Below are 18,534 nucleotides of genomic sequence, written 5' to 3'. Positions count from 1 at the left end.
AGGGTCTCTCGTTAGGAGTACCGCACTGGTAGTCTGGACATGGCCACCACGCCCGACGTCGACAAAATCGAGACCGAAGACGACTACATCCACGTCCGGTTTCGCGATCCCGATCGGTACGACGAGATCCGAACCCCCGACTGGGCCGAGAACCCGGCTGAATCGGTCTCCGAAGGGAGCGAAGTCCGGACCGGCAAGGTCGAAGGCGAGGACGACTGGGAGGTGACGAGCGTCCTCATCAGCAAGACCGTCGGCGAGGACGAGGCGGAGGAACAGGCGCGCGAGATCGTCGAGAAGATCGAATCGTAGGGACGAGGCCGATCAGGTCGTGAAAATCGCCGCGCCGAGGGTCCGGTGTTGCACGATCGAATTCCGGGCGCTGTGACGGTCAGGAGTTCGCCAACGAACGCTTATGAGCGCCCTCGTGGTCGAATCCGGTATGGTCGACAGCCGAACCTACGAGTTCGAGGGTGCCAGCCCCACCATCAACGACGCGGCGCACGTGAGCCGCGACGCGGTGCTGGTCGGCGACGTCGAGGTTGCGGCGGACGCGAGCGTCTGGCCGGGCGTCGTGTTGCGAGGCGACATCGGTCCGGTTCGCGTCGGTCGACAGGCACACGTCGGCGACAACGCGACGATTCACGCGTCGACGCTCGAACCGGAGGTGATGGTAGGTCACGGGGCCGTTCTCAACGAGGCCACCGTAGAGGAGCGCGCGCTGGTCGGGTTCAACACGACGGTCAACACCGACGCCACGATCGGCGAGCGGAGTATCGTCGCCGCGGGGACGGTGATCCCCGACGACTACGACATCCCGCCGGCGTCGTTCGTGCGAGGCGTCCCCGCCGAGGTGACTCCCCTCGCGGACACTGGGATCGATCCCGACGCCGTCTTCGAGGAGTTCTCCTCGGGGGAGTACACGAACCTGGCCCAGCGCCACGAGGACCTCTTTTCGTAGTCGGGCCTCGCGGCCTTCAGCGGAATGCGAACCCCGGTCAGAACAACCCGAACGAACCGCCCCGATCGGCGAGCATCGATCGATCGAGCGTGAGCCGTTCGAGCCCGGCTTCCCGGGCGTGTTCGACCACCGCGTCGTACTCCTCGTGGGTGATCGGCCGACCGATCTCCGCGTAGAAGTCCTCGTCTTTCGCCCTGTAGTGGGGCCGGTACTGCGCCATGACGTTGACGAACGTTTCCTCGGAGATCTCCTCGGCGACGAACTCGAGCACCCGCTTCGCGCTCTCGACGTGGTTCGGCATCACGAGGTGGCGCACGAGGAGGCCGCCGGTCGCGAGGCCGGTGTCGTCGAGTTCCAGGTCGCCGACCTGTCGGTGCATCTCCCGGAGCGAGTCGGCGACGTTCGACCAGTACTTCGGAGCCTTGGAGTACTTGGCTGCGGCCGCGTCGTCGCCCCACTTCACGTCTGGCATGTAGATATCGACGACGCCGTCTAACGTCCGCAGGATCTCGGCTCGCTCGTAGCCGCCGCAGTTCCAGACGATCGGGAGGTCGAGGCCCCGATCCGACGCGATCTTCACGGCCTCGACGAGGTGCGGCGAGTGGTGGGTCGGCGAGACGAAGTTGACGTTGTGACAGCCCTTCGACTCGAGTTCGAGGGCCATCTCGGCGATCTCCGCGGGCGTCGCCGGCTCCCCCTCGGCCTCGTGGCTGGTCTCGAAATTCTGGCAGAAGACGCACTTCATGTTGCAGTTGGCGAGGAAGATGGTCCCGCTTCCGTTGTGGCCCTTCAGGCAGTCTTCCTCGCCGAAGTGTGGGAAGTACGTGGAGACGTACGCGGTGTCGTCGACCTGGCAGGTGCCGACGTCCCCCGCGGTTCGATCGACGCCACAGTCGTAGGCACACAGGTCGCAGTCCGCGTATCGCTCCCAGAGGTCCGCGACCCGCTCCTCGAATACGTCGTCCCCGAGCGTACGATGGTTCGGCGTCGCGTTCGGCGTGCCGGTGCTCATGTCGGACGTGATGGCGATCGATCGGCAAAGCTGTGTTGGAAGGTATCACTCGACACGATCGTCCGGGGACCTGCCACTCGCTCGCCGATCGTCGCTCCCGAAAAATCGATCCGGACCGACTCGGGACTCGGACCGGACCGACTCAGGACTGCTGTGGCGCGTCGCCGATCTCGAAAATCTCCGCGTAGAGGCTCTCGGCGAGTCGATCGAGATCCGCTTCGGCCTCGCCGGCATCCATCGCGTCGCCGACCCCCTGCCACTCCACGGCGAGTCGCGAGACGGGAACCAGCGCGACGCCGCCGATCGTGATCTCGCCCTCCGGGGTGTAGACGGTCCACTCGGTTCGCATCCCGCTCGAAGAGCGGGTGACGTCGGTGATCTGCGCGCCGGCGTCGAGCCACCGATCGACGAGGCCGTCGGTGATCCGCCGGAGTCGTCGCTCGCCCAGCAGGTGGACGACGCCGCCGCCGATCGCGAGGACGACGAACGCGACGCCGGCCAGCAGGAGGCCGCCGTAGGGGACGTTCAGCGACGCCGCGAGCGCCGCGGTCACGACCACGAGGCCGAGGACGCGCGCGTCGACCGCCGTCGGAACCGTGCCGGACCAGGTCGTCTCCTGGGACGGCTGCTCGAGTTGCATGCCGCCGTGTCAGGACGACGCTATCGTAGTCTTTTCCATGTCCGATTCGCCGTTTTAAGCGGGCGTGGGAGCTTCTATTCGAAATCGAGTAATTCGTCGTCGCCGTGACTGTTCCGGAGATCCTCGAGGTACTCGCGTTGCGCTTCGAGGTGCGGCGTGGGGTCCTCGTAGGTGTACTCGAACATCTCGCGCGGATCCGCCTCGACGTCTTCGGTGCGATCGACGATCGTCGCAAGCGTGTCCTCGATCTCCGCCTCGATCTCCCCGATCAGGGCGTCGCCGAGCACGCCGCGGTCCCGGAGGTAGGCCTCGAACCGGTCGATCGGATCGCGTCGTCGCCAGCGTTCGACCTCGGCCTCGTCGCGGTAGACGTCCGGATCGTCCGCGGTCGTGTGCGCGCCGTAGCGGTACTGGATCGCCTCGACGAGTATCGGTCGGGGTTGATCATCGTCGTCGCTGAGTGCCTTCTCGCGGGCCGCTTCGGTGACGACGTAGGTCGCGAGCGGGTCCATCCCGTCGACCTGGACGCCATCGAAGCCGTAGGCGCGGGCCTTCTGGGCGATCGTCGCGCTCGCGGTCTGGTGCTCCCGCGGGACGGAGATGGCCCACTGGTTGTTGTTGCAGAAAAAGATCGTCGGCGTGTCGTAGACCCCGGCGAAGTTCATCGCCTCGTGGAAGTCGCCCTCGGAGGTCGACCCGTCGCCGAAGTGGACGACGGTGACGCGCTCGTCGTCGTTCAGTTTCGCCGCCCACGACCAGCCGACGGCGTGGGGCAGGTGGCCGCCGATCGAGATGTTCAGCGGAAAGACGTTGACGTCGGTGAGCGCCGCGTTCCCGTCCTCGTGGCCCATCCAGTACAGCAGGTACTCCCACGGGAGGTCGCGGGCGACGAGCGCGCCGTGTTCGCGGTACTGGTAGGAGAGCACGTCGTCGTCGGCCAGCGCGTACGTCGATCCGATCTGGGAGCCCTCCTGGCCGGCCAGCGACGAGTAGGTTCCCATCCGACCCTGCCGCTGGAGGCTGATCATCCGCTCGTCGAAGCGCCGAGAGAACCGCATATCGCGGTACATCGACCGCAGCGTCGCCGGTTCGAGGTCCGGTTCCAGCGCCGGTTCGACGACGGTGCCGTCCGTGTCGAGCACCTGTACTCGATCGTCCGGCGATCGATCGAGGACGTCCCGGGCGAGCACGTCTCGTGACATGTCCCCACGGTAGCACCGGGCCCCCATAACAGTACTGTCAGGGCGGGCCACCGATCCGGTGTGGGAACCGGATCGATCGGCTCCACGTTCGGGGCCCGTCCGCGATCAACCACTGTTCCGGGTCCGTCACCGACCGGCCACCATCCGTCCTCCGCTACCGATCGAGTCGAGCGGCGAAGAACGGCTTCGTCGCGCCCTCCTCGTCGGCTACGGTATCGGGGACGTCCCACCGCTCGAGGATCTCGAACCCCGCCTCTTCGAGGTGCGATCGGGTGGCCTCCGCACCGGCGATCTCCCACCGCATTTCGACGCCGCTGTCGAGCCAGTCGGGGTTCGCTCCCGTCCACTCGACGGCCCCTTCGGAGCACAGCAGTCGGCCGCCGGGTGCCAGCACCCGCGCGAATTCGTCGGCGACCGTCCCGTGGGCCGCGAGCGGCACGTGGATCAGCGAGTGGATCGCCGTCACGGCGTCGAACGCGTCGTCCCGGAACGGCAGCCTCGTCATATCTCCCTGGACCAGCGGGGCACCGGGAACGGTTCCGGCGGCCAGGTCCAGTTGCTCACGCGAGAAATCCAGCCCGGTCGCGGTCGCCGCGTCGTCCAGCCGGCGCAGGACCGGCGTCCCCTGCCCGCAGCCCGCGTCGAGCACCCGGGGCCCGGCAGGCAACGAGTCGGCGAACGCGTCGAGGATATCCAGTTCGTCGCCGGCGATCGATCGTTCCGCAGCGTAGGTGTCCGCGAGTGCGTCGTAGGCGTCGCGGACGGCCGTTTTCGCGTTCTCGTCCATCGGTAGTCGGTCTCGAACACAGCATTCCTGACACGACCGGAAATCGATTGTGGTGTCGGCTCCGTGTCGAAAAACGCTATGCGCTGGCCGCGGAACGCCCGGCCATGAGCTGGACTGTCATGCCGACCTTCGAGGAGTACGATCGGGCCCGCGCTGACTTCGCGTGGGACCTTCCGGAGGCGTTCAACCCCGCCGTCGATTTTCTCCGGAAACACGAGGACACGAGTCGCGTCGCCCTGCGGTACGAACGACCCGAGCGCGGCGACGTCGAGACCTACACCTTCGACGACCTCGACGATCGATCGGACCGCATCGCGGCCGCGCTTTCGGACCTGGGCGTCGAGGCGGGCGATCGGGTCGGCGTCGTCGTCCCGCAGAAACCGGAAAATCCGATCACCCACCTCGCGAACTGGAAGCTCGGCGCGATATCGGTTCCGTTGACGGTGCTGTTCGGCCGCGACGCGCTCCAGTACCGCCTCGAGGACAGCGGGGCGAACGCGCTCGTCGTCGATCCGAGCGTTCGCGAGACGATCGACGAGATCCGGGGCGACTGCCCGGACCTGGAGCACGTGATCGAACTCGGCGACGGCGAGGCGGTCGACGGCGCTGATGACGCCGGCACCCACGCCTTCGACGACCTTCTCGCGTCGCACGAACCGGGGATCGACGTCCACGACGCCACGCCGGAGACGCCGACGGCGATCATGTACACCAGCGGCTCGACCGGGCCGCCCAAGGGCGTCCTCCACAGCCACGCGCTCTGGCTCGGCCGGGCCGCGGCGGCGTACAACTACTTCGATCAGGGACTCGTCCCGGGCGAGGCGACCCTCTGGACGCCGGCCGACTGGGCGTGGGGCGCGGCCCTGGGCGGGACCCTCTTTGCGGCCTGGCACCACGGCTGCTCGATCGTCGGCTGGCCGCGGGACGGCTTCGACCCCGAGGACGTGTTCGACCTGCTGGAACGCCACGGCGTGACCCACTCGTTCATGCCGCCGACGGCGCTCCGGATGCTCACGTCGGTCGACGACCCCGAGCGCGAGTACGACCTCGACCTCCAGACGTTCGCCTCCGCGGGCGAACCGCTCACCGCGGAGGTCGTCGACTGGGTCGACGACACGTTCGCGGACGTCGCGATCAACGACTTCTACGGCCAGACGGAGTTGAATCTCGTCGTCGGCAACTCCGAGGCGTGGTTCGACACGCGACCCGGTAGCATGGGCAACCCGTTCCCCGGCTACGAGGTCCGGGTCCTCGATCCCGATACCCGCGACCCGGTACCGACCGGCGAGGTGGGCGAACTCGCCGTACAGCCGGCCGATCGGCGCGTCTTCTTCGACGAGTACTGGGGCCTGCCCGAGAAGACGGCGGCGAAGCGGACGGACGAGGGCTGGTTCCTGACGGGCGACCTGGTCGAGCGGGACGCCGACGGCTACCTCTGGTTCGTCTCCCGGACCGACGACGTCATCCTCACCAGCGGCTACCGGGTCGGCCCGATGGAGGTCGAGGAGGCGATCCTCCACCACCCGCTCGCCGAACAGGCGGGCGTCGTCGGCGTCCCCGACGAGACCCGGGGCGAGGCGATCCACGCGTTCGTCCAGCCCGCGACCGACGAGTACGACCCCGAGACGCTCCGCGAGGAGATCCGCGACCTGGTCCGCGATCGACTCGCCGAGTACGAGTATCCCCGTGAGATTTCGTTCGTCGACGAACTGCCGACCACCACGACCGGCAAGATCCGTCGCCGATCGCTTCGGGAGCGCGAGACCGACGCCGCCGAGTGAGGGGGTCCCGACGGTGGGTGTGGCGACGATCGCCGACCGCTGGCGGCGTGGCCGGAACGAGAACTCCAACCCAGCCAGAACGCACTAGCGGTTTTATAGGTCGTCTGTGCGAACTGTCCGGTATGCACCGCGTGCTGATACCCGTCGACACCAACGAGGACCGAGCGCTCGCACAGGCGAAGTACGTCGCGTCGTTGCCCCACGCGGACGAGTCCGTCGAGGCCTACCTCCTGTTCGTCTTCACCGACGAGGGCGAGGATCTCCCGAAGGAGTTCGAACAGTTCAAGTCGGCCTCGCGGATCGGCTCCGTTCGGGCAGCCCAGGAACACCTCGAGGACCACGACGTCGACGTGACGATCCTCGAAGACAGCGGCGACACGGAGGACGACATCCTCGAGTGGGCCGACGAGTACGACGCCGACGCCATCGTCCTCGGCGGGCGGAAACGATCCCCCGTCGGCAAGGCGGTCTTCGGGAGCGTCACGCAGTCGATCATTCTCAACACCGATCGACCGGTCGTCGTGACTGGTGCGGGCGGGGACGAGGACTGAAACACCTCGACCGCGTCCCGCGGCAGTAGCCGGGAGGCGCACCGGTTTACGTCTCGAACACCTACCGGTGCCCATGACGGACGAGCCAGAAATCACCGCAGAACCGCCCGAGAGTCCGATCCGACTCTCCGGAACCGACCACATCACCCTGATCGGGAGTAACGAGGCGGACACGATCGCGTTCTATCGCGACCTGCTGGGGATGCCCCTCGTGCTCAGACAGCCCAACCTCGACGATCCGGACTCGACGCACCTCTTCTTCGACACGGGCGACGGCCGGATTCTCACCTTCTTCGTCGGCGATCGAGGCTCGAATCCGCGTCCGCTCCAGCACCAGATCGGCTCGGTCCACCACCTCTCGTTCTCGGTCGATCCCGAACGGTTCGTCGAGACGAAGGAGGCGCTCGATGACGCCGGTCGCGGCTACAACGAGTTCGATCGCGGCATCTTCCACTCGCTGTACACCCGTGATCACAACGGCCTGACGATCGAACTCGCGACGGACAAGTTCTCGATCCCGGACGATCGTCGCGGCGAGGTGCTCGCGACGGCCCAGCGACTCCGCGAGGAAGACGGCGTCGACTTCGCAGAAGAGCGTCACCTCGAGGCCGCACTGGAAGAACTGGGCATCGAGGTCGAGAAACACGACTTGCCCGACGCGCCGACCGGTGCGGGCGTCTGAGACGCCTTCACGATTCTATAGTAGCCACTGAAACGGTTTACACACTGATCGCAAAGCTGTCCTGCGATCAGGTGTGCATTGATTTTCAGTGGCTACTATATCTGTCGGCCGCCGTTCGGTTGCAGCAACCGGACGATCGGCAGCGACTGCAATCCTGTCAACAGTTGCCTACGTAACGATCGCGATCGAACGCTCTCGTGCGGGGGTTCGTTACCATGGTATCAACAGAGTCACGCGAGGAGATCGAACGGACGCTCGGGCAGGTCCCGAGCTGGATGGAGCTCATCGCCGAGCCGGCCGGCGATCACAGCTGGGGAATTTTCCGCGACCTCACGTTCGGAGAGACAGAACTCTCCCCACGGGAGAAGGGACTGATCGGGGTCGCCGCGGCGTCTGCGATGAAGTGTCCGTACTGCGCCTACTTCCACAAGGCGGAGTCGCGGCTGGCGGGCGTCTCGGAGGCCGAAATCGAGGAGGCCGTCAACCTCGCCAGTTCCACCCAGTACTTCTCGACGCTGCTCCACGGCAACGAGGTCGACGTGGACGAGTTCGCCGCGGAGACGGACGAAATCGTCGAGCACATCGAGCAACAGGAGGCGACGGCTGACGACTGATACGGTCTGCTGGAACGATTTACCGGCGCAACCGCAGGACGGCTCGCGGTTGTGCCGGAACTGACGTACAGCGGTCCGTATGGGCCGATCGGTTTCCACTTTCTGACCGACGATCGCCCGGTTCGCCCCGGAGAACTATACCGCCGGTCCCGAATGCTGTACGCATGTCTCTCGAGAAACCGGACCTGTCCGGTCAGACGGCGTTCATCACCGGAACGACTCGCGGCATCGGCAAGGCGATCGCGCTCGCGCTCGCCGAGCAGGGCTGTAACATCGTCTCGACTGGCAAGACGAGCGAGGAAGACGACGATTACGAGGACAGCGACCTCAAGGGTTCGATCGAGGAGACCGCTCGCGAGGCCCGCGAGCGCGGCGTCGAGGCGCTCCCGATCCAGTTGAACGTCCGCGACGAGGCCGAGGTCGAGGCGGCCGCCGAGCGCGCGATCGACGAGTTCGGCGAGGTCAACATCGTCATCAACAACGCGAGCGCGATCCAGCTGGCGACCGTCGCGGACCTCCCGCCGAACCGCTTCGATCTCCTGACGGACGTCAACGTCCGCGGCACGTACCTCACCTCGCGGGCGTTTATCGACCACCTCCGGGAGGTCGACGACGCCTGGCTGCTGACCAACGCGCCGCCGGTGACCGTCGATCGGGCCCCCGGCGAAGCACCGTACGCGTGGTCGAAACTCGGGATGTCGTTCCTGACGCTCTCGCTCGCGACCGAACTGAGCGGGGACGACGTGGGCTGTAACGCCTTCTGGCCAGTCACGGCGATCGACACCCGGGCGACCCGCTACTTCGGACTCGGGACCGAGGACGACTGGCGGACGCCCGACATCGTCGCGGACACCGTCCTCGAGATTCTCGGCCGCGACCCGGCCGAGTTCACCGGCAACGCCGTCTACGACGAGGACTTCCTCCGGGAGGCCGGTGTCGAGGACTTCTCGCGGTACAACCTGACCGAGGGCGATCCGGCCCCGATGTCGGCACAGATGTTCGACCCCGATTACAGTCGGCTGGAGTGAGGCCGACTGCCCGCCGAACGGAAAACATATACCGTTCGACACGATCGGGGAACGCATGCCGGGAGCACGCGTGCAGGACGGCGAACGAGTCACGCTCCGGTCGGTCGAGACCGAGGACGTCCCGTTCCTCCAGCGCGGGAGCGCCAATCCGGAACTTCGCTACCCGCTCGGGTCGCCGGTCCAGAATCGATCGGAGATCGAGGAGTGGGTCGAGGACCCCGACGACGACCTGTTTCTCGTCTGCCTCGAGGGCGATCGGGACCCGCCGAAACCGGATCCGTCGACCGCGGACGATGACGTACGTCCGATCGGCCTCGTTTCGGTCCAGGACGCCGACTGGCGGCGGCCCGAACTGGGCTACTGGCTGATCCCCGAGGTCCACGGCGAGGGGTACGGCCGGGAGTCCGTCTCGCTCGTCATCGAGTACGTGTTCCGGGTCTACGACGCGCCGGGCGTCTGGGCGGTCGCCTACGACTTCAACGACGCGTCCCGTGGACTGCTCGAATCGCTCGGGTTCACCGTGGAAGGTCGCCTCCGGAAGGACCGATTCGTCGACGGCGAATACCGCGATACGATCCAGTACGGACTGCTTCGCGAGGAGTGGCAGGGTTGAGGACGCGGCCGCCGATTAGCGGGCCGGCGATTCGAGAGGCTCGATCGTCCGAGGACCCCGAATCGACGCGATCAGCTCTGTTGAAATCACAGTACCTGATAGCATTCACCTGCTGAATACAGCGGCTGTATCTATCAAACTGGAGCACGGGCATATGGGTAGAGCAGTGATTACTCGTTCATCGCCCGATCGAGAATATCCTGAATACAGTCTCCCTTTTCCGCGGTGTATTTCTCCCTGTTTTTCGGATATTTCTCTGCCGCTTTCTTCTTCAAGGAGGCGTACTGTTCGGCGGCTTCAGGGTGCTCACGAAGATACTCCCTGAAAGCGATTTTATCGGTATAGAAGTCGCTCCCTTGCTCTGTGAGTGAGAGGTAGAAGGTACGATTCGTGCGCGGCCCTTTGGCGAAGAATAGTCGTCCTTCTATGTCTCCGGGGCGGTATTCGTACCGGTGTTCTTCGAGTAGAGGGATGAGATCTTCCGCTTCGTCCAAATCTTCGACGACAGCGAGGATGTCGATTATTGGCTTCGCAGGCATTCCCTCGATGGCGGTGCTACCAATATGCTCAAACTCGAGGAACCGATCGCCCGCGATATCTTTCAGCCGCGCTATTTCTTGGTTGTAGAGTTCCTTCCATTCTTCTCGAAACGGCTCCAATTCGACGGTTCCACGTTCCAACCCGACCATTAGTTCCACAAATCGGAGTGAGTGCATAGATCTTGGGTTGCACTGTGTCCGATATGCGCCCTGTATTCAGCATGACTCCCGAAATATATCCCCAAGCAAGAGTTTCAACAGAGCCCGCAATCTGTCTATCGGGAGGTGGCGATCGGTGCCCGCATCGTCCGGTCCCCGCCGATCGCGGCTGCGGGTTCGCCCGTGGTCTCGGTTCCGTCGGTCTCCTCGATGACATAGCGCTGTCCCAGCATCGGATCCAGCAGGCTGTCGACCTCGCCGCGATCGTCGGTCAGCACCGGTGCGTCGTCGGTGTCTGGTTCGGCCATCCGGTTGTCGATCGGGTCCTGGAGGTCGACCCCCGTCTCCCGTGCGGCGTTCCGGTCGCGGAGTTCGGCTTTCGTGAGCCGCGTGTCGTCCTTCGAAGCCACGAGCTGGACGTTCTGGATCGCGTTCAGGTCCGACGTGCGGTAACTGGAAACCGTCGGAAAGACCTCGGCCATCGTCTTGTACTGGGCGCGGTAGAACTCGCCCGCCGGTCCGCTGGGTGCCGAAATCACGTTCGCGTGGACCATCCCGTCCTCGCTCAGCCGCTCGGAGAGCAGTTCCATGAACTCGACGGTCGTCAGGTGGAACGGAACCTGCTCTTTCTTGAAGGCGTCGAGAACGATCAGGTCGTAGGTCTCGTCGGTTCGCTGGAGGAACTGGCGGCCGTCTCCCGTGTGAACGTTGACGTCCCCGCGATCGAGTCCGAAATAGGTCTCGGCCGCGCCGGTCACCTCGGGATCGATCTCGACCACGTCGACGGTCACGTCGTACTGCTCCGCGAAGTCCTGCGGACCGGTGTAGCCGCCCCCGCCGACGAACAGGACCCGATCGACGTCGTCGACGTCGTCGGCCATCAGCATCGGCAGGTGGAAGTACTCCGTGTAGGTGAAGACGTGTCGATCGGGGTCCTCGAGATCGATCGCGCTGTGGCGCGCCCCGTCGAGGTACAGCGTTCGGACGTCGCCGTCGTCGACGACCTCGAGTTGCTGGTAGGGCGTCTGGGTCTCGTAGACGACCTCGCCGCGGTAGTCGTACGCGATCGGGGTGCCGCCCGCGGCGCCGACGAGCAACAGCACGACGACCATGCTCGCGACGGTTGACTTTCGCGGGAGCGACGGCAGCGTCAGGGCGACCGCCGTCCCGACGAGGGTGAGCCCGAAGAGGACGCCGATCTGTGAAATCGTGAGGGCCGGCACGAGGACGAACGTGGTCGCGCCCGACCCGAAGATGCTCCCGATCGTTCCCAGCGCGTAAACGTGGCCCGAGGCCTCGCCGGTCCTCTCCTTCCGCGAGAGTTCGGCCGCGTAGGGGCTGATGAAGCCCAGCAGGTACGTCGGCGGGCCGAACAGGAGGATCACGGCCGGCAGCGAAGCGTACCGCGGCGGCACCGCCAGCGTCGCCGTCGCGGTGAGCAACAGGTCGCTCGCGTAGACCACTACGGCGACGTACGTCGCCGTCGCGAGCATGATCCAGACCATCTCCCGGTTCGTGGCCGTGACCGATCGCTTGCCGCCCTGCCAGTAGCCCAGGCTCAGGGCCGCGAGGAAGACCGTCAGGATGCCGCCGACGGTGTAGATGTGGCTCCCGAACTGCGGCGCGACGATCCGCACGGCGAGAATCTCGAGGCCCATGCTGACGATCCCCGAGATCAGTACGGCGAGTTCGGGTTTCGTGGGCTGGTACGTCGTCAGTGCCCGTCCTGCCATATGTCGGCACTGAATGGGGCCGCCCGTGAGTACCTGTCGGCTCGACCGGGGGTCACGAGTCTTCCGGGCGGATCCGTTTTCACGGCGCCGCGGGCGGGCCGCGACCGTAGTTCCGAGAGCGAATCGACAACAGCGGCACCGCGTTCGCACCGGCTCCAGTCGTTTCCGGATCGATCGTCCCCGGCGGCAGTATATCCGTTACCGCTATACGAAACCCAGCCCTCGCCGGGCGTCCGATACGGGGCGACTTCCGTCGAATGCCGTCGTACCGGCTTCAGTCGCCGATCGACACGACGCCCTCGGTCGAATTGAAGTGAACGCGGTGGTCCGGTGTGACGGTGAGGCTCACGCGAGCGAGCGACGGGTCGTCGTCCGGGCGCTCGACTTCGAGGACGGACAGCCGCGGGCTCATGTCGGCGAGCCGTTCGTACGGCTTCCGGTAGTAGCCGTGGAGGTGGACGCCGTCGTCGACGTCCTCGACGCGCGCCCAGCGGTGGACGATCGAACTGGAGCCGTACCCGGATTCGACGACGACCAGCACGGCGTCGTCGAAGTCGACCGCCTGGAGCCGATCGCGAGTCTCATCGTCGACGGTCTCCATCTCGAGGACGTCGTCGCGCTCCGCAGCGGTTTCCAGCAGCCTGACCCGGTACTCGCCGTCCGGGTCCGTCTCGGAGTCCGCCTCGTCCGGCACCGTGATCTCGTGCGGCGGTTCGTCGACGCGGGGATCCGTTTCGACGCGGTCGTCGGTTGTGCCGTCGTCGACGTCCTCGCTCTCCAGCGGAACGTCCGCCAGTTGCGCGCCCTGGATCGTACTGAACTCGAGCGATGGCGTCGTCGCCATGCGTTCGCCGAGGTAGTCGTCGTTCCACTCGCCGCCGTCTCCGTCGCCGTTCTGCCCGTCGTCCCCGGGATCGTCGTCTCCCACGTCGTCTTCGTCGTCCGTTCCTGTATCGTCGGAGTCGGACAGACAGCCCGCAAGCGCGACCGCCAGCGTGCCGCCTGCCGTCGTGAGTGCCGTTCGCCGATGCATACGGATTTCACGGATCGATATCGGTAAAGGCCTTCTCCAAGGTAAAACAGCGCTTTCAGCGGGGTGTCCCCGGCGATCGAGCGGGCATACGTCGCCGCTCAGATCGCCCACGTGACGGCGTCGATCCCGATCGACGACGCTCACATTCTTCCGTCCGGACGCCGGACTCGCTCCCATGTCGAACGCATCGGACTCGTCCGACACACCGGACGATAGCGTACGCGTGTGGCTCGTCGAACGGACCTACTCCGACGACGAACAGAACCTGATCATCCTCACCTACGCCACGCCCGACGGCGATCGGTACTTCCGCAAGGAACGCGCGCTCACGTCGTTTACCGACGTTCGCGACACGACCGCCGCCGTCGACGCCGATCCCGACAACCTCGGCGCGACCGACGATCCGGCCCTGCGAGAGCAGTACGCGGCCGAAGCGACGCGGATGGCGGAGACGCACGACCCCGACGACGTCATCTGACCCGGAGGCCCGCGGGGTGCGTCCGGGTCGCGATCCGCTGGCGACGTCGATCGGGTCAGATCGACGCCGTCCCGAGCGCGACCAGCGCCGTGACGATCGCCCCGACTATCGGACCGGGGAGTTCGAGGCCCGCCGCGGTCGCGACCAGGAGACTCGCGGCCGCGGCGATCGCCGCAACGAAATACCGTCGGTCGTGGCCGTCGTCCGCGCCGACCCCTCCGCCGGTCGCCGACGCTGGGGACGGAGCCGCCGCCTCGAGGTACGGCCGGAACGTTTCGATCCGATCGCTCGATCGGACGATCCCGCGGGGCTTGTCGTACTCGATGACGCCCGCCCGATCGAGTTTCGGCAGGTGTGACTGGTACAGCGGAACGTAGACGCGCTGGCGCTGCGTCGACGTCAGTTCGGCCACGGTCGTCTCGTGTTCGCGTGCGGCAACGTGGTCGGCGAGGTCGCCCATCTTGACCGGGCCGTCTGCATCCAGCAGGTAGCGAATCGTCTCCCGCCGCCGGAACGTCTGGAGGATGTGGAACACGTCGTCGGGAGACAGGAGGGACGCTTCGGTTCCCGATTCCGTGGGCTGGGCATCCGAATCGCGGAAGGGGCGGTCCGTGGTTGTCATCCTACTCGACCGACTCCGGGAACCGCCGCTACCTAAATCTTTTTGTATAGAATTTCTCAATTGTATTTAAAGACGCCTCTAGTGATCGTATACGGGGACGATCGATCCCTCGTCGACGTTCCGCGTCGACCGAACCCGGATACCGCTAGGAGTTCCCGCTCTCCCACGCACCGTCCCGCGGCCGGTCGGCGATCGCGCCGACCGGGCGGTCGCGGATTCCGGAACGGTTCAGCGGGACCGTCGGGAGCGGGACGAAACGGCGGTCACTCACCTCGATCGCGCCTCGTTCTCGCCGTCCCGGATCGAGTGGATCTCGAGATATCCCTCGCTAAATGCGGTGATCCGGAATCCGAGGTAGGTGAACCGGACTGACCGTTCGGCCGCCGTCTCGTCGTCGCGGGGTGGCGCCAGAATCCGATCGAGCGCGTCGGGATCGAGCGCGTCGTACAGGGGACCGCCGCGTTGGAGTCGCTCGGGGGCGATCGAGTCGAGGGCCGCGAGGACGGCCCTGCTCGCCGACGTGGTCGCCGTATCGTACGCGACCCGGTAGGTTTCCGCGTCCGGATCGTACTCGAGCGACTCGACGGAATCAGGCGGACTCGTCATCAGTGGGTTCGTCGACGATGTGCGTCCCGAAGTGGTCGAACGGCTGGACGTGCGAATTCGTGAGCACTTTCGAGTTGACGACCGTCAGACCGAGCTCACTCAGTTCGTCGTTGACGCGGGCGATGTCGTCCGTATCCGTCCCGACGGCCTCGACGTGGACGTTTTCTTGACCGGTGAGGACCTCCCGTACCATCACGACGCCGTTCACGCCCCGTGCGTTCTCGGCGAGCGTTTCGCGATCGGCGTTCGGTGCGTGACAGAGAAAGAGCATGTGGAGCTGGAGACCTGCTTTCTCGTAGTCGATCTGCGGAGCGTAGCTTCGGATGATCCCTTCGTTTTCCATCTTCTCGATGCGATTCTGGACCGTACTGGCCGAGACGCCGACCCGGGCCGCCATTTCACGCGTCGTGATCCGCCGGGCATTCTGTTGGAGCAAGAACAGGATTCCCTTGTTCACACCGTCTATCTTCATAAATCACAATTTTGCAGTCTCGCGGCCCTGTGATCATAGTTTCCCCAAATCACGATGGCATGCCTTACAATTCCGAATTGCGCCGCGGAATAAATCGCACGGGAGGGGCGTGGACTGGAAAGATCGCAGTCCCGGCGAGCCGATGCGACGCCAGTGACCGATCGCCGGTCCTGACAGTGCCCCCGAGACCGGCCAACGATCGGCACGCACGGGTTGGACTCCCCGTCCCCCGGAGTATTCGTCGCCGACTCGACGGTCCCGAGCGTACGGGGGCGAGGCGATAGAGAAGAGGGTACGGTGTTCCGGGGCGACCGATCCGTCAGTTGGTCGTGATGACTTCGATCACGTCGCGGTCCTCGACCGCGTAGTCCTTGCCGAGCTGGCGGTTCGATCGGCAGTCGATCGCGTGGAGGAAGCCGTCGCCGATGTCCGAGTGGAGGCTGTAGGCGAAGTCCTCGGCGGTCGAGTTCGGCGGGATCAGGTAACAGTCGGGAAGCACTTCGCCGCGTTCGTTCCCGAGGCCGTTCGCGCCGCCGGGGAAGACCGGCGTCACGCCCAGCACGTCGAACAGGGCGGTCTCGAGGGCCGCCTGGACGCCGGTCGCGCCGTACTCGGCGAGGAAGTCGCGGATCTGTTCGAGGCCCTGCTCTTGCTCCGCGGAGATATCGCCCGTAATATCGAAGTCGTCGTCTCCGGGTCGGTAGTCGACGACGCCAGCCTTGTCTGCGGACTTGAGCGCCTTCTCGGCGTGGGCGCTACAGGGAACGATCGTCAGGTGGTCGTACTCCGGATCGGCCGTGATCTCCTCGTAGTTCTCTCGGGACTGGGGTTTGTCCATCTTGTTCGCCGCGATGACCATCGGCTTGGTCTCTTTGCGGATCTCGCGGGCGAGGGCGAGTTGGTCCTCGTCCTCCCATGCCGCGGGTTCGAAGCCGACGTCGACCCGCCGGATGAGGCGCTTGATCTCGTCCTCGTTCGTCTTGAACGCGCTCATCTGCTCGGCGAGTTCCGCCTCGATCGCGTCGTCCTCGGTGGTGTAGCCCGATTCGTAGCGTTCGATCCCCTTCTCCAAGATCCCGAGGTACCACTGGTCGAGTTCCTCCTCGAGGAAGGCGATGTCCTCTCGCGGATCGTGGCCCTCGGTCGGTTCGCCCTCCGCGTCCGTCTCGCCGGAGAAGTCGACGACGTGGACGAGCACGTCCGTCTCGTTCAGGTCCGTGAGGAACTGGTTGCCGAGGCCGGCACCCTCGTGTGCGCCGGGGATGAGTCCCGCAACGTCGACGAGTTTCGTCGGGACGAACCGCATCCCGTCGTCGCAGTAGCCCACGTTCGGGGTACACTCCTCGTCGAACTCCGGCGCGGCGCACTCGACGCGGACGTAGGCTTCGCCGACGCTGGGATCGATCGTCGTGAACGGGTAGGCCCCCTCGGGCACGTCGTTCATCGTTGCGGCGTTGAAGAAGGAGGACTTGCCGACGGAGGGTTTGCCGACGAGTCCGATGCGGTAACTCATTGGTCGGTCTGGGCGGGCACCGCCTAAACTGGTTTCTCTTCGGAAGTACAGTGAGTTCTGTGTGCATACCTCACGTCCTGTGTGAACGCAAACCGTTTGCTGACTACGAGAACTGAGAACACCTCGAACGGGGCTTTCGAGGTTGTTGCAACCCGGTAAACTGTTCCAGCCGATCGTCAGACGTGTGTCGGTGCTTCGATGGTCGTCTCGATGTCGAGTTCGCTCGCCACGTCGTCGAGGAGGTCGCCCTTGACCTCGGTGACCCGCCACCCGATCTCGGCGACCAGCGGCGGGTCGAACGCCTCGCGGATCGTCTCGAGGTGCGCCCGCTCCGTCTCGACGCGCTCGCGGAGGTAGCGTGCGCCGCGGCCGTTCTCGTCGGGATCGGGCGAGGGAGTGAGTTTGTTCGCGACGAGGCCGCGAACCGCGAACTCCTTCTCGCGGAGGTCGGCGATCGATCGTTCGGTCTCGTTCAGCGAGAGTTCGTCCGGGTTCAGGACGAGGAAGAAGGCGGCGTCGTCGCTCAGCGCGTTGCCGGCGAACTCGAAGAACTCCTTTCGCTCCTGCAGTCGGGCCAGGACGGGGTCGCCCTCCATGACGCGACGCGGTTCGTTGCTCCCGACCGCCGCCTTCTCGAAGAGGTCGATGCTCTGTCGGCGCTTGTACATGAGCCGATCGATCCACCCCTCGAGCAGGTCCGGCAGGCCGAGCAGGCGGAGCGTGCTCCCCGACGGCGCGGTGTCGAAGACGACCCGATCGTAGGCGTCGGCGGTGCGCATCACGTCGACGAACCGATCGAACAGCGCCGACTCGTAGGCGCCGGGAGTGCCGTGGGCCATCTCGAGTTGCCGGTTGATCTCGTTGACCATCGCGGCCGAAACCTGCTCGGAGAGGTCCTGGCGGATCTCGTCTAAGTGCCGCGTGACCTCGTCCTCGGGGTCGAGTTGCATCGCGTCGAGTCCGTCGATCCCTTCGACGGACTTCAGCGAGTCGTCGAACGGCTGGTCGAACACGTCGGTGACGGAGTGGGCCGGGTCGGTCGAGACGACGAGCGTCCGGTGGCCGTCGCGGGCGCAGCGAAGCCCGTAGGCACACGAGACGGTCGTCTTGCCGACGCCGCCCTTGCCGCCGAAGAAGACGAACGGTTCCATCAGAAGTGGTACTGCTGGCCCTTTCGTTCGAGGAGCGTGCCGCGGTCCCAGAGCCGTCGCTCCCAGGACTCGAACTCGTCTTCGAGGAACGGGAGCAGTTCGGCGGTGTAGTACGAGACGGGCGAGGGGATCCCGAACGCGTCGGGGAAACACGCGAGCAGGAACGCGTCTTCGGCGTCCTCGGCCTCCTTTTCGATCTTCTCGTAGGACGGGTGCGAGATCATGCCGTGGTAGAGTCCACGGAGCCACTCGTCCAGCGTTTGCCGGAACGCTTCGATCCGGTCGGCCAGGTCCATGCCTGTACGTGCGGTTCCGGCGAGTAAAATCTGTCGAGGGACGCTTTCAAGACGTCCGACTCCC

General features: G+C 65.5%; 23 protein-coding genes. 9 read left to right on the top strand and 14 right to left on the bottom strand.

Going from position 1 to position 18,534, the window contains the following annotated elements; translation table 11 throughout:
• Positions 1 to 39 precede the first annotated feature (39 nt).
• Both MUN73_RS09440 and MUN73_RS09435 read left to right on the top strand, forming a co-directional pair.
• Positions 40 to 309, top strand: a complete 270-nt coding sequence (locus MUN73_RS09440) for a hypothetical protein (RefSeq protein WP_250140210.1) — start codon at positions 40 to 42, stop codon at positions 307 to 309.
• Positions 310 to 439: 130 nt separating this feature from the next.
• Positions 440 to 958, top strand: coding sequence for a gamma carbonic anhydrase family protein (locus MUN73_RS09435; protein WP_250140209.1), 519 nt, complete (start codon positions 440 to 442; stop codon positions 956 to 958).
• A 37-nt stretch (positions 959 to 995) separates the two neighbouring features.
• Here the strand turns inward: MUN73_RS09435 and MUN73_RS09430 are convergent, their stop codons facing one another.
• The 4 genes from MUN73_RS09430 to MUN73_RS09415 form a co-directional block, all read right to left on the bottom strand.
• The gene (locus MUN73_RS09430; protein ID WP_250140208.1) at positions 996 to 1,970 is read right to left on the bottom strand and encodes a radical SAM protein; all 975 of its coding nucleotides are present in this window, start codon (positions 1,968 to 1,970) and stop codon (positions 996 to 998) included.
• A gap of 142 nt (positions 1,971 to 2,112) precedes the next feature.
• Positions 2,113 to 2,610 carry a hypothetical protein gene (locus MUN73_RS09425; protein ID WP_250140207.1) on the bottom strand — a complete coding sequence of 166 codons (498 nt, stop codon included), beginning with the start codon at positions 2,608 to 2,610 and terminating at the stop codon, positions 2,113 to 2,115.
• 74 nt (positions 2,611 to 2,684) lie between these two features.
• Entirely contained in the window at positions 2,685 to 3,812 is a 1,128-nt protein-coding gene (gene pdhA / locus MUN73_RS09420) for a pyruvate dehydrogenase (acetyl-transferring) E1 component subunit alpha (protein ID WP_250140206.1), read from the bottom strand.
• Between the two features lie 154 nt (positions 3,813 to 3,966).
• Entirely contained in the window at positions 3,967 to 4,599 is a 633-nt protein-coding gene (locus MUN73_RS09415; RefSeq protein ID WP_250140205.1) for a class I SAM-dependent methyltransferase, read from the bottom strand.
• A gap of 104 nt (positions 4,600 to 4,703) precedes the next feature.
• Here MUN73_RS09415 and MUN73_RS09410 point away from each other — a divergent pair, with 104 nt between their 5' ends.
• The 6 genes from MUN73_RS09410 (at position 4,704) to MUN73_RS09385 (ending at position 9,868) form a co-directional block, all read left to right on the top strand.
• Positions 4,704 to 6,380, top strand: a complete 1,677-nt coding sequence (locus MUN73_RS09410; protein WP_250140204.1) for an acetate--CoA ligase — start codon at positions 4,704 to 4,706, stop codon at positions 6,378 to 6,380.
• A 122-nt stretch (positions 6,381 to 6,502) separates the two neighbouring features.
• Complete coding sequence (locus tag MUN73_RS09405) at positions 6,503 to 6,931, top strand: universal stress protein (protein ID WP_250140203.1); 429 nt, start codon at positions 6,503 to 6,505, stop codon at positions 6,929 to 6,931.
• A gap of 73 nt (positions 6,932 to 7,004) precedes the next feature.
• Positions 7,005 to 7,613, top strand: coding sequence for a VOC family protein (locus MUN73_RS09400; RefSeq protein ID WP_250140202.1), 609 nt, complete (start codon positions 7,005 to 7,007; stop codon positions 7,611 to 7,613).
• A 215-nt stretch (positions 7,614 to 7,828) separates the two neighbouring features.
• Positions 7,829 to 8,227, top strand: a complete 399-nt coding sequence (locus MUN73_RS09395; RefSeq protein ID WP_250140201.1) for a carboxymuconolactone decarboxylase family protein — start codon at positions 7,829 to 7,831, stop codon at positions 8,225 to 8,227.
• A 164-nt stretch (positions 8,228 to 8,391) separates the two neighbouring features.
• Positions 8,392 to 9,255 (top strand): SDR family oxidoreductase, encoded by an 864-nt coding sequence (locus MUN73_RS09390; RefSeq protein ID WP_250140200.1) that lies wholly within the window; start codon positions 8,392 to 8,394, stop codon positions 9,253 to 9,255.
• A gap of 55 nt (positions 9,256 to 9,310) precedes the next feature.
• The gene (locus tag MUN73_RS09385; RefSeq protein ID WP_250140199.1) at positions 9,311 to 9,868 is read left to right on the top strand and encodes a GNAT family N-acetyltransferase; all 558 of its coding nucleotides are present in this window, start codon (positions 9,311 to 9,313) and stop codon (positions 9,866 to 9,868) included.
• Positions 9,869 to 10,038: 170 nt separating this feature from the next.
• Here the strand turns inward: MUN73_RS09385 and MUN73_RS09380 are convergent, their stop codons facing one another.
• The 3 genes from MUN73_RS09380 to MUN73_RS09370 all read right to left on the bottom strand — a co-directional run bounded on the left by MUN73_RS09380 (position 10,039) and on the right by MUN73_RS09370 (position 13,332).
• Positions 10,039 to 10,557, bottom strand: a complete 519-nt coding sequence (locus MUN73_RS09380) for a GrpB family protein (RefSeq protein WP_250140198.1) — start codon at positions 10,555 to 10,557, stop codon at positions 10,039 to 10,041.
• Between the two features lie 125 nt (positions 10,558 to 10,682).
• Positions 10,683 to 12,299 carry a spermidine synthase gene (locus MUN73_RS09375; RefSeq protein ID WP_250140197.1) on the bottom strand — a complete coding sequence of 539 codons (1,617 nt, stop codon included), beginning with the start codon at positions 12,297 to 12,299 and terminating at the stop codon, positions 10,683 to 10,685.
• A 274-nt stretch (positions 12,300 to 12,573) separates the two neighbouring features.
• Positions 12,574 to 13,332, bottom strand: coding sequence for a hypothetical protein (locus MUN73_RS09370; RefSeq protein WP_250140196.1), 759 nt, complete (start codon positions 13,330 to 13,332; stop codon positions 12,574 to 12,576).
• A gap of 175 nt (positions 13,333 to 13,507) precedes the next feature.
• On the opposite strand from MUN73_RS09370, the gene MUN73_RS09365 reads away from it, so the two are divergent.
• Complete coding sequence (locus MUN73_RS09365) at positions 13,508 to 13,810, top strand: DUF7967 family protein (protein ID WP_250140195.1); 303 nt, start codon at positions 13,508 to 13,510, stop codon at positions 13,808 to 13,810.
• Positions 13,811 to 13,865: 55 nt separating this feature from the next.
• Here MUN73_RS09365 and MUN73_RS09360 read toward each other — a convergent pair whose 3' ends face one another.
• The 7 genes from MUN73_RS09360 to MUN73_RS09335 all read right to left on the bottom strand — a co-directional run bounded on the left by MUN73_RS09360 (position 13,866) and on the right by MUN73_RS09335 (position 18,470).
• Positions 13,866 to 14,432, bottom strand: coding sequence for a DUF7344 domain-containing protein (locus MUN73_RS09360; RefSeq protein ID WP_250140194.1), 567 nt, complete (start codon positions 14,430 to 14,432; stop codon positions 13,866 to 13,868).
• 145 nt (positions 14,433 to 14,577) lie between these two features.
• Complete coding sequence (locus MUN73_RS22580) at positions 14,578 to 14,703, bottom strand: hypothetical protein (protein ID WP_265339166.1); 126 nt, start codon at positions 14,701 to 14,703, stop codon at positions 14,578 to 14,580.
• The gene (locus tag MUN73_RS09355; RefSeq protein ID WP_250140193.1) at positions 14,700 to 15,038 is read right to left on the bottom strand and encodes a HalOD1 output domain-containing protein; all 339 of its coding nucleotides are present in this window, start codon (positions 15,036 to 15,038) and stop codon (positions 14,700 to 14,702) included. Before MUN73_RS09355 ends, MUN73_RS22580 begins: the two co-directional genes overlap by 4 nt.
• Positions 15,022 to 15,510 carry an Lrp/AsnC family transcriptional regulator gene (locus MUN73_RS09350; RefSeq protein WP_265339165.1) on the bottom strand — a complete coding sequence of 163 codons (489 nt, stop codon included), beginning with the start codon at positions 15,508 to 15,510 and terminating at the stop codon, positions 15,022 to 15,024. The genes MUN73_RS09355 and MUN73_RS09350 overlap by 17 nt, the downstream gene beginning before the upstream one ends.
• Before the next feature lie 319 nt (positions 15,511 to 15,829).
• Positions 15,830 to 17,023, bottom strand: coding sequence for a redox-regulated ATPase YchF (locus MUN73_RS09345; RefSeq protein WP_250140191.1), 1,194 nt, complete (start codon positions 17,021 to 17,023; stop codon positions 15,830 to 15,832).
• 176 nt (positions 17,024 to 17,199) lie between these two features.
• The gene (locus tag MUN73_RS09340) at positions 17,200 to 18,174 is read right to left on the bottom strand and encodes an ArsA family ATPase (RefSeq protein ID WP_250140190.1); all 975 of its coding nucleotides are present in this window, start codon (positions 18,172 to 18,174) and stop codon (positions 17,200 to 17,202) included.
• Positions 18,174 to 18,470 (bottom strand): DUF7990 family protein, encoded by a 297-nt coding sequence (locus tag MUN73_RS09335; protein ID WP_250140189.1) that lies wholly within the window; start codon positions 18,468 to 18,470, stop codon positions 18,174 to 18,176. Before MUN73_RS09335 ends, MUN73_RS09340 begins: the two co-directional genes overlap by 1 nt.
• Positions 18,471 to 18,534 lie beyond the last annotated feature (64 nt).

The organism is Halosolutus amylolyticus (assembly GCF_023566055.1).
Taxonomy (GTDB): domain Archaea; phylum Halobacteriota; class Halobacteria; order Halobacteriales; family Natrialbaceae; genus Halosolutus; species Halosolutus amylolyticus.
Note: the sequence above shows the minus strand (reverse complement) of the source record. Positions and strands in the feature narration are given on the sequence as shown.

Excerpts from the sequence above, each read along its gene's own strand:
- MUN73_RS09380 (WP_250140198.1), bottom strand. The coding sequence starts at position 10,557 with ATGGTCGGGTTGGAACGTGGAACCGTCGAATTGGAGCCGTTTCGAGAA.
- MUN73_RS09435 (WP_250140209.1), top strand. The coding sequence starts at position 440 with ATGGTCGACAGCCGAACCTACGAGTTCGAGGGTGCCAGCCCCACCATC.
- MUN73_RS09340 (WP_250140190.1), bottom strand. The coding sequence starts at position 18,174 with ATGGAACCGTTCGTCTTCTTCGGCGGCAAGGGCGGCGTCGGCAAGACG.
- MUN73_RS09400 (WP_250140202.1), top strand. The coding sequence starts at position 7,005 with ATGACGGACGAGCCAGAAATCACCGCAGAACCGCCCGAGAGTCCGATC.
- MUN73_RS09360 (WP_250140194.1), bottom strand. The coding sequence starts at position 14,432 with ATGACAACCACGGACCGCCCCTTCCGCGATTCGGATGCCCAGCCCACG.
- MUN73_RS09345 (WP_250140191.1), bottom strand. The coding sequence starts at position 17,023 with ATGAGTTACCGCATCGGACTCGTCGGCAAACCCTCCGTCGGCAAGTCC.
- MUN73_RS09440 (WP_250140210.1), top strand. The coding sequence starts at position 40 with ATGGCCACCACGCCCGACGTCGACAAAATCGAGACCGAAGACGACTAC.
- MUN73_RS09425 (WP_250140207.1), bottom strand. The coding sequence starts at position 2,610 with ATGCAACTCGAGCAGCCGTCCCAGGAGACGACCTGGTCCGGCACGGTT.
- MUN73_RS09405 (WP_250140203.1), top strand. The coding sequence starts at position 6,503 with ATGCACCGCGTGCTGATACCCGTCGACACCAACGAGGACCGAGCGCTC.
- MUN73_RS09350 (WP_265339165.1), bottom strand. The coding sequence starts at position 15,510 with ATGAAGATAGACGGTGTGAACAAGGGAATCCTGTTCTTGCTCCAACAG.
- MUN73_RS09410 (WP_250140204.1), top strand. The coding sequence starts at position 4,704 with ATGAGCTGGACTGTCATGCCGACCTTCGAGGAGTACGATCGGGCCCGC.
- MUN73_RS09335 (WP_250140189.1), bottom strand. The coding sequence starts at position 18,470 with ATGGACCTGGCCGACCGGATCGAAGCGTTCCGGCAAACGCTGGACGAG.
- MUN73_RS09390 (WP_250140200.1), top strand. The coding sequence starts at position 8,392 with ATGTCTCTCGAGAAACCGGACCTGTCCGGTCAGACGGCGTTCATCACC.
- MUN73_RS09430 (WP_250140208.1), bottom strand. The coding sequence starts at position 1,970 with ATGAGCACCGGCACGCCGAACGCGACGCCGAACCATCGTACGCTCGGG.
- MUN73_RS09375 (WP_250140197.1), bottom strand. The coding sequence starts at position 12,299 with ATGGCAGGACGGGCACTGACGACGTACCAGCCCACGAAACCCGAACTC.
- MUN73_RS09385 (WP_250140199.1), top strand. The coding sequence starts at position 9,311 with ATGCCGGGAGCACGCGTGCAGGACGGCGAACGAGTCACGCTCCGGTCG.
- MUN73_RS09395 (WP_250140201.1), top strand. The coding sequence starts at position 7,829 with ATGGTATCAACAGAGTCACGCGAGGAGATCGAACGGACGCTCGGGCAG.
- MUN73_RS09365 (WP_250140195.1), top strand. The coding sequence starts at position 13,508 with ATGTCGAACGCATCGGACTCGTCCGACACACCGGACGATAGCGTACGC.
- MUN73_RS09370 (WP_250140196.1), bottom strand. The coding sequence starts at position 13,332 with ATGCATCGGCGAACGGCACTCACGACGGCAGGCGGCACGCTGGCGGTC.
- MUN73_RS09355 (WP_250140193.1), bottom strand. The coding sequence starts at position 15,038 with ATGACGAGTCCGCCTGATTCCGTCGAGTCGCTCGAGTACGATCCGGAC.
- MUN73_RS09415 (WP_250140205.1), bottom strand. The coding sequence starts at position 4,599 with ATGGACGAGAACGCGAAAACGGCCGTCCGCGACGCCTACGACGCACTC.
- pdhA (WP_250140206.1), bottom strand. The coding sequence starts at position 3,812 with ATGTCACGAGACGTGCTCGCCCGGGACGTCCTCGATCGATCGCCGGAC.